Genomic DNA, 19,068 nt, shown 5'->3' on the forward strand with positions numbered 1-19,068 from the left:
AGCACACCCGATGGGCAGAAACGACCGAGCAGACCTGGCCGGGATCGTCATCCCGGCAGGCCCGACCCTCGGCGATCATTCGACGCGATCACTCGACGCTCTTGGCGATCGCGTTCAACCCGAGGCGGCCTGCGATGATCTGTTCCAGTCGCTCCTCGTCAGCCTCGCCGGATACGCTCGCTCCCTCGAGATCAGCAAGGACCTTGTACATGCCCTCGTCCATCGGCTCGAACATCCCGTTCTCGCGCGTCGCCAAAGCGAGGCATCGCGATAGGCCTTTGCCCTTCAGCTCACCGATGAAGTGCAGCTGCCGGCCCGAGGCGAGATCGGCGATCACGACACGGCCGTTGAGGCTGATCCGCACATAGGGCTCAGCTTCTTTCGGCGGCGCCGACGGTGTGGACCAGAGTTTTCCGGATGGCTGGGGCTCAGGTGGAGGCTTGGGATTGCGCAACTGCTGCCAGCGTCCGCCGGTCAGATGATTGGCGACCGCATCGATCTTGCTGCGGTTCTTTTGAATGAAGTCCTTTGCCGCCACCTGCTCTCGGTGCGGACCGTCCCGTTTGGAGATGATATAGACCACGTTGTTTCCTCCTCCGCCCGCTCCGATGACTGTGAAGGCTTGTTGCAAGCGCCTTCTGCAGCACATCGAAGTCTGCAAGATTGTAGCTCGTTCTCGATCGTTGTCACCGTCCAATCGTTTGCTCGACGCCTACGACGTCGTCACCCTTTGGTACGTCACCCGGCTCCCTCAAGGCGCAGCCGCACCGATAAACTCCGCAATGTACTTCGCCATAACTTCTCTCTCGTATCAGCCGGTTGGTGCCGCGGAACATCCATCCGCAATTTTCCCAATCCCCGAACGACGCGGCGGAACGCGACCCGCGTGCGGATGCCTCATGCCCGTCCAAGTTTCTCTGCGCCCCCCCCCAGCGCCGGTCCCTGTGTTGGATCGATGTAATCCGGCGCATCGGCGACCAGCGTGTTGGTCGTCAGCACCAGCGTGGCGACCGACGCCGCATTGCGCAGGGCCGTGTAAGTCACCCGAACCGGGTCAACGATGCCGGCGGAGACCATGTTGATGAACTGACCGTTCGCTGCATCGAATCCGACGCCCGCCGGCGCGCCCTGCAACTCGGCGACAACCCTGTCCGCATCATGGCCCGCGTTCCGGGCAATGAAAGCAGCAGGACGGGACAGGGTCTCGCGCACCAGCTTGATGCCCTCACCGAGGTCTCCATTGATGTTGCCAAGGGCACGCGCGACGATCGGCGCACACTGCGCCAATGCGGTGCCGCCACCGGGCACGATGCCTTCCTCGGCGGCGGCCCGTGCGGCGCTCAACGCATCGTCGATCAGCTGGATCGTGCGCTTTTGCTCGACCGGTGTGACGCCGCCCGCGAAGATCACGGCAGTGCCGCCTGAAAGCTTCGCCAACCGCTCCTTGAGCTTGTCCTGTTCGATGTTCGGCGGTGCCAGCTCGTGCTGCTTGGCGACCTGCTGGCGCCGCGCGGCGATCGCCGCGTTGTCACCGCCACCGCGTATGACCACCGTCTCGTGCGCACTGGCCCGCACCTGGCGCGCCGTCCCGAGATCGGCGAGCCCCGCCTCCTCCAGCCTGCCGCCGAGTTCGCGGGCAATCACGCGTCCACCGGTAACGATGGCGAGATCGTCCATCATCGCCTTGCGCCAATGGCCATAGTCCGGCGGATTGACCACCAGGACCTTGCCGCGATTGCCGTCGCCAAGCAGTGTAGGCACGACCTCCGGCGCGATCTCCTCGGCGACGATGACAAGCGGCCGTCCGCTGGGGGCGACCAAAGCGCGTATCGCGGACAGCTCGCCCGGCGCCTTGATCTTCAGGTCGGTCAGAAGGATGTAGGGTTGATCGAGCGCCACCTCCATCTTCTCGACATCCGTCACCATATGGTGGGAGATGTAGCCGCGGTCGAAGGACATGCCTTCCACGACCTCGAGCGTCGTCTTCGTCGTCAGGCCATAGTCGGAACTGATGATACCGTCCTTGCCGACCCGCTCCACTGCCTCGGCAATCAGACCACCCAGATGGGCGTCAGTGGATGCAATCGTCGCCACAGCCTGCAGCGTCTTGCGATCCGATACCGCGACTGCCGAACCCTTCAGGATCTCGACGACGACCTCGACGGCGCGATCGATACCCTTGCAGAGATCCACGGCCTTGGCGCCGCGTTCGAGGGCCGCGACGCCGCCCTGGATCAGACCATTTGCGAGCACCATCGCCGTCGTCGTGCCGTCGCCGGCGACTTCGTTGGTCTGCATCGAGACCTCACGGACAACCTGCGCGCCCATGTTTTCGAAACGATCCGGCAACTCGATTTCGGAGGCGATGGTAACGCCGTCGCGGGACACGATCGGCGTACCGATCGGCCGATCGACCATCGCGTTCATCCCCTTGGGGCCGAGCGTGGTTTCGACCGCAGCGGCGAGCTTCTGGACGCCCCGCGCAAGAGCGCGGCGGGCTTCGATGTCATGCAACAGAACCTTCGGCATTGGCTTCACTCCCCAGACAATCCTGTCTCGTTTCGTTGGGCGGACTTGCTGACCGCTCCGGCTGTTGGCTCTCGCGGTCGCAGGGTGGCCTTACGAGGGCACAATGCTATGCTTCTCCGCGCTCACGACCGGCAAGGCGACAGGCTGTCCGGCACAGCCGCTGCCGCAGGCCGCGCACGCGGCGTGGGACGCGCCTCCGGCCTTGTCCACATCGGGCTCGCCGTTGCGGGCGGCCAGCAGCCCCCGACACAGCGCGCTGTTAAACTCCATATTGATCCGCACGCCGCGCAACCGCTGCAAATATGACGTCATTTCGTGCGGCCTGATGGGACGCCCTTCGTAAGTAACGAACGCACGATCACCGGGGAGAGCGCCCAGATCCCGCTCAGCCAAAATTTGCCGGTACCGGGCCTTCTGCCGTGCAACTTCCTCCGCATGGAAATCGATGTCGTCGAAGCTGCGCAGATCCATCCGGCAGATCGCCGGATCCTCAAAACCGACGCCACGCAACGCAAGTATCATGAACTCCTGGCGCCGTTCGAACGCCTTGCGGTGGAATTTCTCCCGCAGCTCATCGAGCGATCCGCCGGGTGCAAAATCCCTGAGCGCCTCACCGAACGGCTTGCCCTCGCGGACACCCCGGTTGATCTCCTCGGCGACCATATGATCGCGAAGCCGCGGCCGTGCCTCGCGAACCCACGGCAGCGACGACACCGCCTTGCGCATGTCGTCGGCCATGAGAAATGCGAAGTTCGCCGAACACCAGTAAGTCGGCAACCGGAAGACGATGTCGACTCCATCGTTATCATCGACTGTCACGTGCTCGATGAATCCGAGTTCGGTCACGGCCTCGTCGAGTTCGGGGTCGGTCACCGACGCGAGGCATTTCCATACCTCGCCGGCCTTCCGGTCATGCTCCAAGAGCGGCGTGCCCATGTGTCGTCAGCCCGCTGCGATCGGGTGCGGCGCTTTCGCCAGCTTGGCTTTCTGGGCTTCGACGTCCACGCCGTACAGACGGGCGGCATTGAGACCCAGGATCTTCTTCTTCGCCTGCGGCGTCAGATCGACCCCGTGCTCCTGCTTCAGGTCCTCGGGCAGCTCGAAGTTCCAGAACTTCTCCACCAGCCAGCGCGGCGTCCAGATCGCGTAGTCGCTGCCGAAAAGCAGCTTGTCCTCGCCCACCCAGAACAGCAATTCGCTGATCACTTCGGCGAAGTACCGCGGACGCCCATGGATGAAAGGCAGCGCCACCGCAAGACCGCCAAAGACGTTGGTCTCCTGCACGGCGATCCAGCAGAAATCGTCGAGCCTGGGCAGGCCGCAATGCTCGATGATGAAGTTCAGGCCCTGGAAGTCGGTCGCCGCGTGATCGACGTCATGAACATCGAATGCGTCCTTGTCCAGCGGAATGATGGTCGGCCCCTTGTGGACGTGGATGTTGCTAATACCGAGCTTCGCGCAGAGCTCGAAGCAGCGATAGGCGTTGGGGTCAGTCAGCTTCCAGCCGCGCGAGTCTCCCTTCCACTCGGCCGTGTAGAGCTTGACGCCCTTGATGCCGAACGTCTCCTTCATGTAGTGAATGTATTCGAGCGCCCGCTCGCCATCGCGCGGATCGAAGGCGCCGTTCACGATGAAGCGATCCTTGTATTTCTTCGCCATCTCGGCATTGCGGTCGATCGTGTTGAAGCCGTTCTTGTAAAATTCGGTCAGATAGGTCGACTGCACGATCGCCATGTCGTCGGGTCCATCGACAAAGAGATCCCGGTACATCTGCTCGGCACTGTATTTCTCGAACTGGTCCTTGGGCCAGAGCTTGTCCTTCGGACTGAGCGAGCTGTGGTAGGCGTAGAAGCAATCGATGAACTGCTTACCGTGAATATTGAGCTGATTGGCCGGACTGCCGTCCCAGAAGTGGGTATGACCGTCGACAACGAAAACTTCCTCGCCGGTGGGAGTTATGAACATGATGGTCTCCAAGCGTCCTTGTTGGCTTTGTTCGATCAATCGACGCGCCGCGCCTGCGCGAAAGCACTCCTGAGAGGTCGTGGAGCCGCCTCAACGCGGCTCCACTGCGTCAGGTCGCCTCACTCGATGAATTCGAGCACCTCGTCCATGTTGCCGAACAGCGTCACCGTATTGTCGTCGATGCGCACCATCCGCCCGTAATGGGTCGAGGTATTCACTTCGAAGATCTCGGCGGTCATGTCCTTGCCGAGAATCTCGCTGATCTCGTCCATCTTGAAGACCAGCTTGCCCTCGCCGTCGATGCGGATCAGAGCCGGCTGATAGGTCACGATGACGCCGGGCTTCTTGCCCATGAACTCGGCGATCGCGCGGGCTTCCACGCTGTCGTTCATGGTCACCCCGCACTGATGCGAGATCGTCTGCTTGAAGACGAGGTCACCCATCTTCTGAAAAATGTTCTGATTGGTCGCACTTCTGGAAGCAACGGACATTGCAATCTACTCCTTGGGAAGGACGAGACCGAGCTCGCCGAGAATCTTCTTGATGCGTTCGACCGACTGCGCGCGGGCGTCGGCGTACTGCACCGGCTTCGAGTGCGGCTGCGACCAGATCGGCTGCAAGCCTGCCGCCGCCTTGTTGGCGAGCGCCACATGCTTGGTCACCCAGCCCTGGAACAGCTTCTTGTTGTGGGCCGCGTGCTCGTTGTCTGTTACGAGCAGATGCATCAGGTCGATCGCGTTCGCGAGATTGCGCTCGTAGTCGGCCTCTGCCGCCGATATGACCGACGGTGTGATGAAGTCGCCGTTCGGCGAAGCCACCTGCATCAGGAATTTGCTGCGGAACAATTCGCCGACCAGCGGCTCGAACACGATATTGGTGGCGAAGTACTGCTCGAGATAGTCGCCCGATCCCATGATCGCTTCGATCGCTTCCCTTGTGCCCTGCCAGCCCTTGTCCTCGAGCCAGGCGTGCTTGCCCGCGTTGTCGTCGAAACCCGGGATGTCCATGCCGATCTCGGCGAGATACAACGTGATGTCCTGCGCAAGGCGTAGCTTGTACGACGAGTTCGTCAGCGTCGCGTTGTTGATCATCTGGGTGTAGCCGTAGCGCTGCGCCTGCATCAGCGACGTACCGAGGCCGAACTCGGCGTGCTTCCACGCACCAAGGTGGGTCTGCAGGATCTTGACCCACGACTTGTCGAATGCCTTCGGCGCCCCGGACTTGCGGCCGTTGGCGATCACCGATTGAACCATGCCTTCGATCTTGGACTGGCGCTGATAGTGGGTCCGCTCCCACTCCTGGTCGGGAGCACGGAACGCATGCCAGTTCGAGCTCAGCGCCGCGGTGGCGTCCTTGTAATAGGCTCCCTTCCCGTTGGGGAAGGCGATGATCCAGTTCTGCAACAGATAGCGTTCCGGATCGGGCTGCACGTCGACGGTCACGTCCTCATAGTGCGTGGCCCGCTTGGCGCGCGGCTCGAAATACCGGTATCTGCGGCTGTCCGAGTCCGGAAATATCGCAGCACCTGCTGCGCCGGATCCCACTGAAACATTTGGAACGGCAGTCATGGTCTTATTCCTCCCATTGCTGGCTTTGCAGTTGGCTGGATCGGCACTTGGAACTCCTGGAAAGGCTCGGGCTGTTGGGCTCTCAGTTGCTTGCTGGCGTGAACTTGTCGAAGAAGATGCGGTCTGAGGCGACGTCGTTCATATGCAGCACCGGCGTCAGCGCTTCGATCATCGGCGACGGTCCGCAGGCATAGACGTCGACGTCTTCGCCGTACGCCGCATCGCGAAGATGTGCTTCGACCGCTTCGTGCACGAAACCCTTTGCCCCGTCCCAGGCGGTGTCGTCGGCCGCGTGGGAGAGCACCGGAATGAAGTTGAATTCCGGATGCTCGGCCGCGAGCTCCGCAAAGCGATCGAGATAGAACAGGTCGTTCCGCGTCCGGGCGCCGTAGAAGAAGTGCACCGGACGCACCTCGCCGGAGCCGAGCTGATCGTGCAGGATCGACCACAGCGGCGACATTCCTGATCCGCCACCGACCAGGATCACCGCTCCGGTTCGGCCTTCTCGCCGGAAGCAGGTCCCGTAAGGTCCCTTGATCCCGACTGTGGTTCCGATGGCGAGATCTCCGTCGAGTCGGGAGGAGAAGCGTCCGTTCGGATACTTTTTGATGATGAATGCGAGCTTTTGGCCCTCGACCGGCGAATTTGCCATGGAAAACGAGCGCGTAATCGTCTCTGCCCCCGGGAGCGTGATGTCGGCATATTGACCCGCCCAGAACTTCAGAGGTTGCTCCAGCGAGATCTCGAGATGCCGGATGTCATGGGTCAGTGCCGAGACGCTTGTGACCGTGCCGGTGAAGTTCTTGACCGGGATCGATTTCGACAGCAGCTCCTCGTCATAGTTGAGCAGCTCCACCTCGAGATCCGAATAGGCCAGGGTCCGGCACAGCAGGATGTAGTCCTGGCCTCGCTCGATCTCGTTGAGGGCGAAGGTCGAGTATTTCTTGAGTTCGACTTCGCCTCCGGTAAGAACGCATTTGCACGCCGAGCACTGTCCCTCCTTGCATCCATGCGGCAGCGCGATGCCCTGGCGGAATGCGGCGTCGAGAACGGTTTCGTTCTCCTCCACCTCGAATTCTACGCCTACTGGCTGCAGGCGAACGACATTAGCGGGCGCGCCCATATGGGCCTCCTCAAGCCAAGGCTGGCGTATCTTCCGGAGATTGATGATCGGGAAGGAGCCGGCGCGAGCCGGCTCCTTCCGTTGGGCTCAGTTGCAGGGATTGATGGTGAACCCCTTGCGATACTCGGCCAGATGCGCTTCGCGATCCGCCGGGCTCATCGCCCGCAGCGTCTCCAGCGGGCTCTTGAGGATGTGGCCGCGGACATCGTCGAGCGTCCACATCTCCTTCGCGTCGAAGCGCAGATGCGGCTGCGCCACCAAGGTCTTGCCGTCGGTGCGGACGAAGCCGAGATCCTTGATGGCGTCGGCCATATCCACATTGTGGTAGACGCTTTCCCACTCGCGACGGCCGCTGAACCGTCCCATCGCCGGGGTCGGACGACCCTGGTATTCGCCGGCGAAGGCATTGACCGCCGTCCAGCGATCGAGTTCGTGGGCGAAGGTGTGGAGCTTGCCGTCGATCTCGTCCGTGACGATGTCCTCACGGATCAGGCAGGGCACCAGGCACGACCAGCAACGATGCGGATAGACGTAACCGACATCGCCGTTGAAGAGGATGTTGGTCTGGCCGCGATGCGACAGCTTCTCGTACCATTTCCAGAAGTTGCCGAACTCGGCATACCAGCCCGGATACTTGTGCTCGAACCACTCGAAGTCTTTCTCGGTCTGGGCCTCGATGCGCCAGAAGTTCGCCGACCAGCCGACGGCGAAGAACTGTCCGACCTTGTGCACGTACTTCTTGTCGGTCAGGCGCTTCCAGGCGAGCTGGACGTCGTCATGGTGGATCTTGATGCCGTATTTCTCGAGCGGCAGCATGTAGGTCCGATAGTAGTCCTCGAAGATCCAGCGGTGCCACATCTCCGCGTAGGACTCCTTGTTCTTGTCACGGTTCGTGGTGCCGTACTCGATAAACGTTCCTATCGCCGCGTCGACGATGGCGTGATTCTGCCAGAAGGCGTAGCGCAGGTCGCGCTCGAGCAGCAGGTGATTCTCGGGCTCCTTCAGCATCGACATCAGCAACGAGTGGCCGTTGCCGATATGGCGGCTCTCGTCCGACTGAACCGAGAGGAACACGGTCGGCAGCGCGTAGTCGCCGTTGCGGGCGGCTTCCGACGGCATCGCGACGAACAGCGTGTTGGTGAACGCGGTCTCGGCAACCACGGTCAGGTAGATATTCGCCGCAGTGATCGCATCGCCCGTGAGGAAGCCCTCACCGAACTGACGGCCGATCGTGGTGGCGTAGCACTTGCCGAACGCCTCCTCGGTGATGTCGAACCCGGCCGGGTCGATGTAGTTCTCCATGTACCACTTCTTGAGATTCATCTGGATCGTCGAGTGACGGAATTCGTCGACCATCTGCATCGTGAAGCCGGTGCGGAGATCCTCACCCGGAGCCAGGCGGCCGACCATGGCCATCGAACGCGCCGCCGAGATTTCCGGGAACGGGATGATCGCCAGGAACAGCTTCATCCACTCGACCCAGCGCGGCTCGACGTTGCGGAACATGTCGCCGCGCAACGCGGCGTCGAGCGCGCCGTAAACGCGGTTGTCCTTTTCCTCCTGCATCGGGAAATAGGAACGAAGGACCTGCTTCATTGGATCCTTCGGCGCCTTTGTGATCTTGTAGTCGGTGGGGAAGGTCATCGCCTCCTGGACGTAGGAGGGATTCCACCCGAGATCTGCAATCTTCTTTGCAGCCTCGCCCACGGAAATGCCGCGCTGGGCGGTGATCTTGTTGAGCGTTAGCGTACCAGACATCTAGTCTTTCCTCCTGATCGGGTCAGAAACCACATCGATATTCCGCTTGCCCGGACTCCATGGACCGGGCGTCGCCTACCCGTGCGTTACGGGCCACCTCGCGGCCGTTCGCACGGCCGGACGCTTGATATCGGCAAGGGTTTCGGAGATGCCTGTGGTGCACTGCAAGGGTGATCAGGACCGATCGGAACTGCATTCCAACGATCGTAATGTTTCATCCCGCACATGATGCGCCCTCGGCCAAACATCCCCTTCCCTCGTTCTTCTCGCGGCTCGCCCCAGCTGGAGCAGTCGGCGTTGTTATGTGGTCAGGAGCTTTGCAATGGGCGTGCCAGCTCGTCCGAAGAGTTCGCCGGGTCATTTCCGACCGGCTTGATGCTCAAACGAGCGTCGACGGCGGGATCACACCCACCTGGCTGCGGCTGAACGCGACGCAGCTTGCGACTGAAATTGCAGAATGAGATTCGCGCGCAGCGTGTCAGTCGGTGAGCGCAGCAATATTTGCACTGCAAAAGAAAGGCGCGGTTACACCGGCACGCTTTGCCGGGCATCGATCGCCGCGACTTGCGGCCGGCCGCGATCGACCGGTGTCGCGCGTGAAACCGTTCGACCCGCAGCGGAATGCATGTCGGATGCGGCGCCGGTGTTCGGAGCCTCACAGGATCAAGAGGGATCACCCGGTTTCACTGGGCGACGAACCGGCTTCTTGTCCGCGACGCTTGGTGGACCAAGCTGGCAACTCGCTTTTGCTCGCGCGGACGACCGGGGATTTGGCGCAACGGTAGAGCACGTCGGGTGGCTCACGCGCGTGACCCAGCGGTCGCAATAAAGCGCGTAACAATCGTGACCGCAGAACGGCAGCCCGGTCCTAAGTTCCTTCAGATAGCTCGCGCCGATCGGCCTGCTGCAAAGCATGCAGAATGTCCTTCGGGACAGCGTGCGGCCATTGACCAGGATGAACCTCATATGGCGCCCCTCGATGCGAAGACATGCGCTGCCGCTCGGCAATCGGCGACCAGTCCGCGCGTGCTTCGCCGGAACTGCCCGCAACGATATTTGCAACGGCCATGCCAGATAGCCCTGAATTTCTTTCGACCGCTTCGCGAACGACCGCGCCGGCGAGCGACCGCGAACCTCGACTTGAGAGCGTTCGCGACGCAAATTGCGACAAAGATGCAAATTGAGACTCGCGGCGACCTGCCGTTGCGCTTCTTCCACAGGCGTTTGCGCTGCACCATGATCGAGATGCACGGAAATCCATCGCGAGCGAATACTCGCGATGGATGACGCGCTTCGTCTCAAGGAATCAAAACTGCACGTCCATGGATCTTGCCGGCGTTGAGATCATGCAGCGCCTTGTTGGCGTCGGCGAGACGATATTCGGCGGTCGCGAGTTCAACCAATCCTCGATCTGCGAGCGCCATCAATTCCGTCAACTCTGCCCATGTACCGACCAGGTTGCCGATGATGTTTTTCTCGGTAATGACCATGTCAACGGTCGGAACGCGGATATCCTCGCCGTAGCCGACGACATAATAGCTGCCCATCGGTCGGGTCATCGCCAAACCCTTGGCTGTCGTGCCTTTCTCACCAACGAAATCGATCACCGCCTCTGCGCCGTTGCCGGCCGTCAGGGCGAGAACGGCCTGCACTTCATCGCCGTCAGCCTTCACCAGGTGATCGGCGCCCGACTTTTCGGCCAGCTTCAGCGACGCTTCGGACTTGTCGACAACGATAACGTCCGCCGCACACATTGCCTTGAGGCACTGGATTGCAATGTGGCCCAGTCCACCCGCACCGACAACGACGCAGAATTCGCCCGGCAAAAGATGACGCGTGGCTTTTTTGACCGCGCGATAGGCCGTAAGTCCCGCATCCGCGTAAGGCGCCACCTCCTTTGGCGCAAGCGTCCGCGGCAGTGGCACGATGTTGCGTTCCGAGGTGCAGAGGAATTCGGCATAACCGCCGTTGCAATCGAGGCCTGGAAACGTGCCTGGACCGTGCATGTCGAAGCCACGGCGGCAGGCAAGACAGGTCCCGCCGGTGATCTTCGGGTGAACGATGACGGGATCGCCCTTCTTCAGTCCCTCGACCTCCTTGCCAATCTCTTCGACCCAGCCCGCATTCTCATGCCCCATGATGATCGGAAGCAACTTGTCGCCGGTCGGATCCATATGCGGCTTCCATACGCCCTCGATGATATGAAGGTCGGTCCTGCATACGCCGGCTCCGCCAATGCGGACAATGACATCAGTAGATTTCGCCAGCTTTGGATCCGGCATGTTTTCTTCGCTGACCCAGCGGTCGTTGGCGAGCTTCTCATCATAGGTTCTCAACACTTGCGCCTTCATGTTCTCCTCCGTACACCCAGCGAACCTCGCGCTCGCCTTAGCCGAGGCGGCTCAGCATTTTTCGTGCCAGCGAGCCGGCTATTGCAGCGCAACGCGACTGCTCATGTGCTTGAGAAAAGCGAGAATCCGCCCACCGACCACGGGAGACGTGCGATCAATCTCGTACCGGCCGGGGAGCAATCTGCGCATCGACAGATGACTAAAGCGCGATGCGATTAGGTTAAATCGCCATCGCGTTAGGTCCTTGTTTGAGCATGATCTTTTCGGAAAACCGCTTCGCACTTTTCCGGGATCTTTAATGGGCGGATTGACCACGCACGCGGCAAGCTCATGGTCGATCACATGTGCTTCCGCATCGAGATAGTGGCCACAAACGTCCCCCACGGCGCCGACACTCAGCAGTGCTCGCCAAACCGTCCTGTTGATCAGGCCATATTCCGGTGCCTTCGACTTCTCGGACAGATCGATCACCACAATCAGCGCCATATCGAGATGGCGGATCATCGCGAGCACGCGGCGCGGGTGAAGGCGCTCAAGCTTCGGCTTCAACTTGATGCGGTGCCGCCCGAACTCTTCGAGGACAATGGCGAGCCACATGAGGGAGCACCTATCGCCATCGGGTGTCGACGGCGCGCGCGGTTGCCTTATTCGGCATTCTTGCACACGATACCGTGCACCAAGCGATCGTTCGTTCGGAGCGACTGGCCAGCGAACTGACCAGAAACGTCGAATGGCTATTCGCACCCTTCCCCCTCGATGAAGGGAACAAGGCGCAGCGCGCACGCGCGGTCGATCAGCGCGCGCGAGCACTGGCGGAATGCTTGGATGCGCAGGCAACGCGCGACAGCAATAGCGATGACACGGCGTGGTTTCTGAAGCCGTGCCCGTCGCTCATGTTCGTCAACGGCGCCGGCGAACTCGACCAAAAGCATGTCCAGGACCTGCGCGATACCTGCGTCATGCTTCTCGATCGTGCTGGCTGCGACTTGCTGACGATCTGCGACATCACTGGGCATTCATACCGAACCGCGCAGACCATCGTGAAGCACTACCGCGCTTGCAATGCGGCTCGCGCCGATTCCGGCATCGACATGCTTGAATTGCAGGTGCGGAAGGACGGCATGAAAGGCTGAACGAGACCGCGAGGTGTGCTTTAGCGGCGCACGAGCTCCGGCCTTAAGCCCGCAGCTGAAACCAAGTCGCGCAGCGCGCCGCCGGTCTCGCGTGCTGTGTTGCATTCGGAGAACGAGCCCAGCGCTTCGGCACTGGGTCATCCGTGAACACGCGGGGTTGGAAATCGGCGATTGCCCGCGCCCGACGAACAACACTCCCAAATTATCCAACTTGTCGCACGGCGTACGACCACCAAAAGCGTCGCACGAGACCCCGGCTTGTTCGACCGAAGCAAATAAAAAGCCCTTTCGGGCCAATCTCTTAGGGGGTGGTGGGCGCACCAGGGCTCGAACCTGGGACCCGCTGATTAAGAGACAGCCCCGAGTTGAGAACAATCAATGACTTACTGGTCGCACCACTGGGCTTATCCGACGAAAAATGGGCATTCGTCGCACGGTGATGGTCCCACGTATCCGCGTCAACAGAGTTACGATCGATGCTGCGACTTCGCTGGCACGAACTGCAAATCTATGCCTCGGCTCCATCGCAAGTATGACGCAAGTGGAATATGCGAGCCAGCATTGCAACCCTCGTTCTGTCTCATCCGAATGCGTAAGCAATCTGGAGGAAATCGCAGGTTGGCGATTGATATGTTGGGGTCTTGAAAGTCCGCCAAGAACTGCGGACCGCGCGCAATACGTCGCCGCCTTGACACAACCTGCGAGGAAAGACCTTTTCGTACGGCGCCCGCTGGGGGAAATGCTGCCTCGTGAAACGCATCAACACGCGTCACCGGTTTCAAAGTTATGATCAGCGCCGACATTCGCTCTCAAGCAACGCCAAGCCATGATATCGTTCGCACGAACGGTAGTGCGAAGGAGCTTCTATGCGGCGGGCATCTTCCTGGCTTCATGCTCTCGATCGAACGGCTCGGCGGTTCCAGGCGTGGTGCCGGACGTTTGCGCGACCTGATGGTGCCAAGGTAGGCGCCACGGGACGCGAAGACCTCTACGAGATATTCCTGTTCGGTCCGCACGGCTAACTGCTCTCCTTGTATCGACAGCGCCGAATTCGGCGCTGCTCCCCCCGGCTTTGGCGTCGGCGCTCCATCACCGATCCTGACGCTGCGACGTGCGTTCGAAGGCATGAATTCCTGGCATCGCACATTGCGTGCGGCCAGCCGATCGATGGAGCGACGGCATGACGCGTAGCGATCGACGACACGTGATCATCGTTGGCGGCGGCGCCAGCGGCGTACTGCTCGCGTATCAGCTGCTGCATCAGCCAACCGGCAAACTCCGCGTCACACTCATCGAACAGCGGCCCGACATCGGACGCGGCATCGCCTATCACACCGGCAATCCCGATCACCTGCTCAATGTGCGCGTCGCGAATATGAGCGCATTGCCGGACCAGCCGGATCACTTCTGGCGCTGGCTCACCGCGCGTGAGCTCGATGTTCCCGTGTGTCCGGATCCCTATTGCTTCGTACCCCGGCGCATCTATGGCGACTATGTCGCGAGCTTGCTGGAACAACAGACGTCCGATCCGGCAGACGTGGAGCGCCTGTCGATCGTGCGCGGGGTCTGCGTCGACATCAGCGACGGCCGTGCCGGCGTGACGGTCACGCTCGGCGATGGTCAATCATTGACCGGCGATACCGTCGTCCTCGCGACCGGGCATGACATGCGCGCCAGCCGCGCCGGTTATGCCGATCCGTGGGCGCCGCCATCGTCCGCACCGCTCGATCCCGATGCGACCGTGCTGCTGCTTGGCACGGGACTGACCATGGTCGACTACGTGCTGTCGCTGCTGCGCGACGGGCACCGGGGGCCGATCATCGCGATGTCGCGGCGCGGCCTGCTGGCAAAACCGCATCGACGCGCCGACGCCCAGCGCATCGACGAGGCCGAAGTTCCGTTCGGCGCCGGCATCAGCGGCCTGCTCCGCTGGCTTCGGGACCGCATCGAGCGGAACGCGGCCGAGGGGGGCGACTGGCGCAGCGTAATCGACGGCCTGCGCCCCTATACCCAGCGGCTGTGGCACGAGCTGCCGCAGGCATCCAAGCGCCGCTTCCTGGAGCACGCACGCGCCTGGTGGGACGTGCATCGCCACCGGATGGCGCCGGAAGTCGAAGCCCGCATCACGCAGGCCATTTACGCAGGCCAGCTCACGTTGATGGCAGCCAAGGTGACCAGCATCGCGCCGAACGGCGATGGAGCACGCGTTCACTATCGCCGGCGCGGCGACGGCAGGATCGCCAGCACGCAGGTGGGCGCCGTCGTCGATTGCACCGGCATCGTCAAGGACCCGCGCGCCACACCCAATCCGGCGGTGCGCGCTTTGTTCGAACGTCGCCTGGCGCGGGTCGATCCGCTCTGCATCGGCATCGAGACCGACCGCAATTGCGCGATCATCGGCCCGGACGGCACGATCTCGCAGCGCCTGTTCGCGGTGGGCCCGCTGACCCGCGCGGCTTTCTGGGAGATCATCGCGATCCCCGACATTCGCAACCAGTGCGCAGCGCTCGCCGCGAGGCTCGCCGAGACGGCGGGCGAGCATCGGGCCGGGCTGGAGCCGGTGGTCTAAAGCGCGATGCGATCGGGTTGAATCGTCATCGCGCTTGAGATTCTTGTTTTAGCACGATCTTTTCGGAAAACCGCTTCGCACTTTTCCGGATCATGCTTTAGCTGCTGAAGCCTGCCGGAATGAAGGCCGGCAGCTTCTGCTCGATGAACTGCTTAACCTCGGGCGAATTGAACACCTGGATGAACGCCTTCAGGCGCGGATCGTCCTTCCTGTCAGGCCGCGCCGTGAAACGAAGGACGAGGCCATCGTCCACGGTACGGTCGATGATCAGGGCCGACTTCGGATCGCCGCCGGCCGGGATCAGATAGGTGATGTTCACGAGCGCGAGTGTGACGTCATCGAGCGAACGATAGGTCTGTGCCGGATCGAGCTCGACGATCTTCAGCTTCTTCGGATTGTCGACGATATCGAACCGACTCACCGCAAAACCCTTGCCCGGCGCCAGCTTGATCAGGCCGGCCCGCTCGAGCAGGATCAGGCCTCGCGCGCCGTTGAGCGGCTCGTTCGGAATCGCGACACTGTCGCCGGACTTGATCTCGTCGAGCGACTTGACCTTCTTCGAGAACAGGCCGACCGGCGCGATCACGCCGACCTTGTCGACCTGCACCAGGTTGAACCCGCGCTGCTTGTTCTGTAGCGCGAGATACGTCGCGTGCTGAAACAGATTGGCGTCGACGTCGCCGCTGTTGACGACTTCGTTGAGCGCCACCCAATCCGACAGCTCGACGATCTTGACATCCTGGCCCTTGTCCTTGGCGAGTTTGGCGGCAAAGGCGGCCAGTTGCCCGACCGGCCCGGCGCTAGTGGCGATCTTCAAGGGTTCATCGGCCAGCGCGGCACCGCTCAAGGCCAGCGACAGGCCGACCGCCTGCGCCAAACGTAAAAGTCTCTTCATGGTCTCAAGTCCGTCCGTGTTGAAAGTCGTGATCAGGCCGCCTTGCGGGCACTGCCGGCGTCGGCCTGCTCAAGCGCCTGGGTGAGATCAGCCAGGATATCGTCGGGATGCTCGATCCCAATCGACAGCCGGACGTAGCCGGGCGTGACGCCAGCGGCGAGTTGTTCCTGCGCGCTGAGTTGCTGGTGTGTGGTGGAAGCCGGGTGGATCGCCAGTGATCGTGCATCGCCGATATTGGCGACGTGATAGAACAGTTTGAGGGCATCGATGAAGCGCCGCCCCGCCTCGACCCCGCCCTTGAGCTCGAAGCCGACGAGCGCGCCATAGCCGCCCTGCAGGTAAGCGTCGGCGCGGCGCCTGCTCTCGCCGTTCTGCAGGCCCGGAAATATCACTTGCGAGACCGCCGGATGCCTGACCAGGAAGTCGGCGACCTTGATCGCATTCTTATTGTGCTGGCGCAACCGCAGCGGCAGGGTCTCGAGCCCCTGGATGAACTGGAACGCGTTTTGTGGGGCAATGGCCGCGCCGAGATCACGCAGCAACTTCACGCGCGCACGCAGGATGTAGGCGATCGGCCCCAGGGGTTTTGCGGCTTCGGTCCAGATCGCACCATGATAGGCGTCGTCCGGCTTCGTCAGCAGCGGGAAACGGTCGGCATGGGCCGCCCAGTCGAAATTGCCGCCGTCGACGATGGCGCCGCCGATCGAGGTACCGTGCCCGCCGATATATTTTGTCGTGGAATAGACCACGATCGCCGCGCCGTGCTCGAACGGGCGCGCGATCAGCGGCACCGCGGTGTTGTCGAGAATCAGCGGCACGCCGAGCGAGCGCCCGATATCGGCGACCTCCCTGATCGGAAACACATTCAGCTTGGGGTTGGGAAGCGTCTCGGCGAAATAGGCGCGCGTCCTGGCATCGGTCGCGCGGCGGAAATTCTCCGGGTCTGCCGGGTCGACGAAGCGAACCTCGATGCCGAACTGCTTCAGTGTCTGCGACAGCAGCGTCCAGCTGCCGCCGTAGAGGTCGGTCGAGGAGACGATGTTGTCACCGGCCTGCGCGATGTTGAAGATGGCAAAGGCCGATGCGGCCTGCCCCGAGGCGACCGCGAGCGCGCCGACGCCGCCTTCCAGCGCCGCCAACCGCTCCTCGAAGGCATCGGCCGTCGGATTCTTGATCCTGGTGTAGATCTGGCCGAGCGCCTCCAGCGCAAACAGCTTGGACGCATGATCGGTATTCTCGAACTGGAACGACGTCGTCTGGTAGATCGGCACGGCCACGGCACCGGTCGCGGGGTCCGAACGGTAAGAACCGCCGTGCAGAGCGAGCGTCTCGGGATTCTTCGTTTCGACCGGCATGATCAGATCTCCTGAGTTTCGTGCGCTGGTGCGTCATAAGCCGAAATGATGCGCGGCAGTTTTGGTGCTTGTCGAGACGTCCGGAAAAATAGCGATGAGCATGCTGTCGCAAACAGACGCCGCGTCGCGAATTTTTCGACCGGCCCACCGGTCGCACATGATTTGTTTCATGTGCGATCCGCGCAGATCCGATGCAGACCGATCAGGTCCGGTTCACAAAGCGCGCTCGCAGGCGCATCGCTTCGCCCGCCGATCTGCTGCAAAGATCAGCCAAATGAGCGCGGCGCAAATGATCCATTGCGACATCGCGGATGGTGGTAGCAGAAGTCGCGCGTCGGCGATCCGAATAGAAAACAAACGTCCGCCGGCCGCATGATAAACCGTCGTGAACCGCTCAGCGACGGAACAAGACGATGGCCCGACCCAGAGAACTTCGCTTCAACGCCTTCAACATGATGGCGCCGAGCCACAACTGGGCGGGCCTGTGGTCGCATCCACGCGACAACTCGCTCAACTACAATTCGCTGGATTACTGGGTCGACTACGCCCGGACCGCGGAACGCGGCCTGCTCGACGGCATCTTTCTCGCCGACGTCTTCGGCGTCTATGACGTCTATGGCAGCAGCCCGGAGACGGCCCTGCGGCACGCCGTGCAGCTGCCGAACGCCGAGCCCACTTTGCTCGTCTCCGCGATGGCGCTGGTCACAAAGCATCTCGGTTTCGGCATCACCTCGAACCTCACCTACGAGCACCCCTATCAATTCGCGCGCCGCTTCTCGACGCTCGATCATCTCACGGGCGGGCGGATCGGCTGGAACATCGTCACCGGCTATCTCGACAGCGGCGCGCGCGGGATGGGGCTCGCGGCAAATCGCGCGCATGATGAACGGTACGAAGCGGCCGAGGACTTCCTGGCAGCGACCTATAAATTATGGGAAGGCAGCTGGGAGGACGGTGCCGTTCGTCGCGATCGCTCAGCGCGCATCTTCACGGACCCGGCGAAGATCCATCCCGTCCGGCACGACGGACCTCGCTACAAGGTCGACGGCATTCACCTCGCGGAACCATCGCCACAGCGGACGCCTTTGCTGTACCAGGCCGGCACCTCGAAACGCGGCCGCGCCTTTGCGGCACGGCATGCGGAGGCGATCTTCCTCAACGGCCAGACCAGGCCGATCCTCGCCCGCGCCGTCCGTGACATCAGGGACGCGGCGAAGGAATTCGGCCGCGATCCCTACGACATCCGCCTGTTCGCCGGCGCGACGGTGATCGTTGCCGCGACGCGCGCGGAGGCCCACGATCTGCTAGCGGAGTATGCGGACCATGTCGACCAGACCGGACAGCTCGCCCTGCTCTCCGGCTGGACTGGTATCGACTTCTCGAACTATCGCCCCGATCAGGCCGTGCAATATGTCGAAAGCAATGCAATCCAGTCGATGGTGGAGAATTTCACGGTGCGGAGCGATCGCCCGATCAAGGTCGGCGACCTCGCGAGCCTCAGCCGTGCCGGCGCCCGCTCGCCCTTCGTCATCGGCTCACCGCAGGATGTTGCGGACGAACTGATCGCCTGGGCTGATGAAACCGACATCGACGGCTTCAACCTGTTCCGCCTGGTCGCGCCGGAATCGCTCGATGCATTTGTCGATCTGGTCGTGCCGGAGCTGCAGTCGCGCGGCGTCTACAAGACCGAATATCGCGAGGGCACGCTGCGCGAGAAGCTGTTCCCCGGACGCGGGCCGCGCCTGCACGGCACGCATCCGGGCGCGGGTTATCGCCACGCGCCCTCCAGCGCAGTCCGCTCCGACGCCGCCGAATAGGACGG

General features: G+C 62.0%; 16 protein-coding genes. 4 read left to right on the forward strand and 12 right to left on the reverse strand.

The annotated features are described in order from the left end of the window. Nucleotides 1-88: 88 nt before the first annotated feature. The 10 genes from QMZ05_RS00835 to QMZ05_RS00880 form a co-directional block, all read right to left on the reverse strand. Nucleotides 89-697 carry a hypothetical protein gene (locus QMZ05_RS00835; protein ID WP_353699032.1) on the reverse strand — a complete coding sequence of 203 codons (609 nt, stop codon included), beginning with the start codon at nucleotides 695-697 and terminating at the stop codon, nucleotides 89-91. A 200-nt stretch (nucleotides 698-897) separates the two neighbouring features. After that, nucleotides 898-2,529 carry a molecular chaperone GroEL gene (locus QMZ05_RS00840; RefSeq protein ID WP_353699033.1) on the reverse strand — a complete coding sequence of 544 codons (1,632 nt, stop codon included), beginning with the start codon at nucleotides 2,527-2,529 and terminating at the stop codon, nucleotides 898-900. A gap of 90 nt (nucleotides 2,530-2,619) precedes the next feature. Further along, a complete protein-coding gene (locus QMZ05_RS00845) occupies nucleotides 2,620-3,465 on the reverse strand; it encodes an iron-sulfur cluster assembly protein (protein ID WP_353699034.1) in 846 nt (281 codons plus the stop codon). A gap of 6 nt (nucleotides 3,466-3,471) precedes the next feature. Next, a complete protein-coding gene (locus tag QMZ05_RS00850) occupies nucleotides 3,472-4,494 on the reverse strand; it encodes an amidohydrolase family protein (protein WP_353699035.1) in 1,023 nt (340 codons plus the stop codon). 119 nt (nucleotides 4,495-4,613) lie between these two features. After that, a complete protein-coding gene (locus QMZ05_RS00855; RefSeq protein WP_066512343.1) occupies nucleotides 4,614-4,985 on the reverse strand; it encodes an MmoB/DmpM family protein in 372 nt (123 codons plus the stop codon). 6 nt (nucleotides 4,986-4,991) lie between these two features. Next, nucleotides 4,992-6,062: an aromatic/alkene monooxygenase hydroxylase subunit beta gene (locus QMZ05_RS00860; protein WP_353699036.1), complete on the reverse strand. Its 1,071-nt coding sequence runs from the start codon at nucleotides 6,060-6,062 to the stop codon at nucleotides 4,992-4,994. An 82-nt stretch (nucleotides 6,063-6,144) separates the two neighbouring features. Beyond that, nucleotides 6,145-7,185, reverse strand: a complete 1,041-nt coding sequence (locus QMZ05_RS00865) for a 2Fe-2S iron-sulfur cluster-binding protein (protein WP_353699037.1) — start codon at nucleotides 7,183-7,185, stop codon at nucleotides 6,145-6,147. An 87-nt stretch (nucleotides 7,186-7,272) separates the two neighbouring features. Continuing rightward, complete coding sequence (locus QMZ05_RS00870) at nucleotides 7,273-8,943, reverse strand: aromatic/alkene/methane monooxygenase hydroxylase/oxygenase subunit alpha (RefSeq protein ID WP_066512348.1); 1,671 nt, start codon at nucleotides 8,941-8,943, stop codon at nucleotides 7,273-7,275. A 1,298-nt stretch (nucleotides 8,944-10,241) separates the two neighbouring features. Continuing rightward, entirely contained in the window at nucleotides 10,242-11,294 is a 1,053-nt protein-coding gene (locus QMZ05_RS00875) for an NAD(P)-dependent alcohol dehydrogenase (protein ID WP_353699038.1), read from the reverse strand. Between the two features lie 78 nt (nucleotides 11,295-11,372). Beyond that, entirely contained in the window at nucleotides 11,373-11,891 is a 519-nt protein-coding gene (locus tag QMZ05_RS00880; protein ID WP_353699039.1) for a sugar-binding domain-containing protein, read from the reverse strand. A 23-nt stretch (nucleotides 11,892-11,914) separates the two neighbouring features. Here QMZ05_RS00880 and QMZ05_RS00885 point away from each other — a divergent pair, with 23 nt between their 5' ends. Together QMZ05_RS00885 and QMZ05_RS00890 are read left to right on the forward strand one after the other, a co-directional pair. Beyond that, on the forward strand, nucleotides 11,915-12,427 hold the full coding sequence (locus tag QMZ05_RS00885; RefSeq protein ID WP_353699040.1) for a hypothetical protein: 513 nt from the start codon (nucleotides 11,915-11,917) through the stop codon (nucleotides 12,425-12,427). A gap of 1,180 nt (nucleotides 12,428-13,607) precedes the next feature. Next, on the forward strand, nucleotides 13,608-14,996 hold the full coding sequence (locus QMZ05_RS00890) for an FAD-dependent oxidoreductase (protein WP_353699041.1): 1,389 nt from the start codon (nucleotides 13,608-13,610) through the stop codon (nucleotides 14,994-14,996). A gap of 97 nt (nucleotides 14,997-15,093) precedes the next feature. Here the strand turns inward: QMZ05_RS00890 and QMZ05_RS00895 are convergent, their stop codons facing one another. Together QMZ05_RS00895 and QMZ05_RS00900 are read right to left on the reverse strand one after the other, a co-directional pair. Next, a complete protein-coding gene (locus QMZ05_RS00895) occupies nucleotides 15,094-15,891 on the reverse strand; it encodes a MetQ/NlpA family ABC transporter substrate-binding protein (protein ID WP_353699042.1) in 798 nt (265 codons plus the stop codon). A gap of 32 nt (nucleotides 15,892-15,923) precedes the next feature. Beyond that, complete coding sequence (locus QMZ05_RS00900; protein WP_353699043.1) at nucleotides 15,924-17,246, reverse strand: PLP-dependent transferase; 1,323 nt, start codon at nucleotides 17,244-17,246, stop codon at nucleotides 15,924-15,926. Nucleotides 17,247-17,340: 94 nt separating this feature from the next. Here QMZ05_RS00900 and QMZ05_RS00905 point away from each other — a divergent pair, with 94 nt between their 5' ends. Then, nucleotides 17,341-17,622, forward strand: coding sequence for a hypothetical protein (locus tag QMZ05_RS00905; protein ID WP_353699044.1), 282 nt, complete (start codon nucleotides 17,341-17,343; stop codon nucleotides 17,620-17,622). Nucleotides 17,623-17,659: 37 nt separating this feature from the next. Further along, the gene (locus QMZ05_RS00910; RefSeq protein ID WP_353699045.1) at nucleotides 17,660-19,063 is read left to right on the forward strand and encodes an LLM class flavin-dependent oxidoreductase; all 1,404 of its coding nucleotides are present in this window, start codon (nucleotides 17,660-17,662) and stop codon (nucleotides 19,061-19,063) included. Nucleotides 19,064-19,068 lie beyond the last annotated feature (5 nt).

It is taken from the genome of Bradyrhizobium sp. INPA03-11B, assembly GCF_040446015.1.
Lineage (GTDB): Bacteria > Pseudomonadota > Alphaproteobacteria > Rhizobiales > Xanthobacteraceae > Bradyrhizobium > Bradyrhizobium macuxiense_A.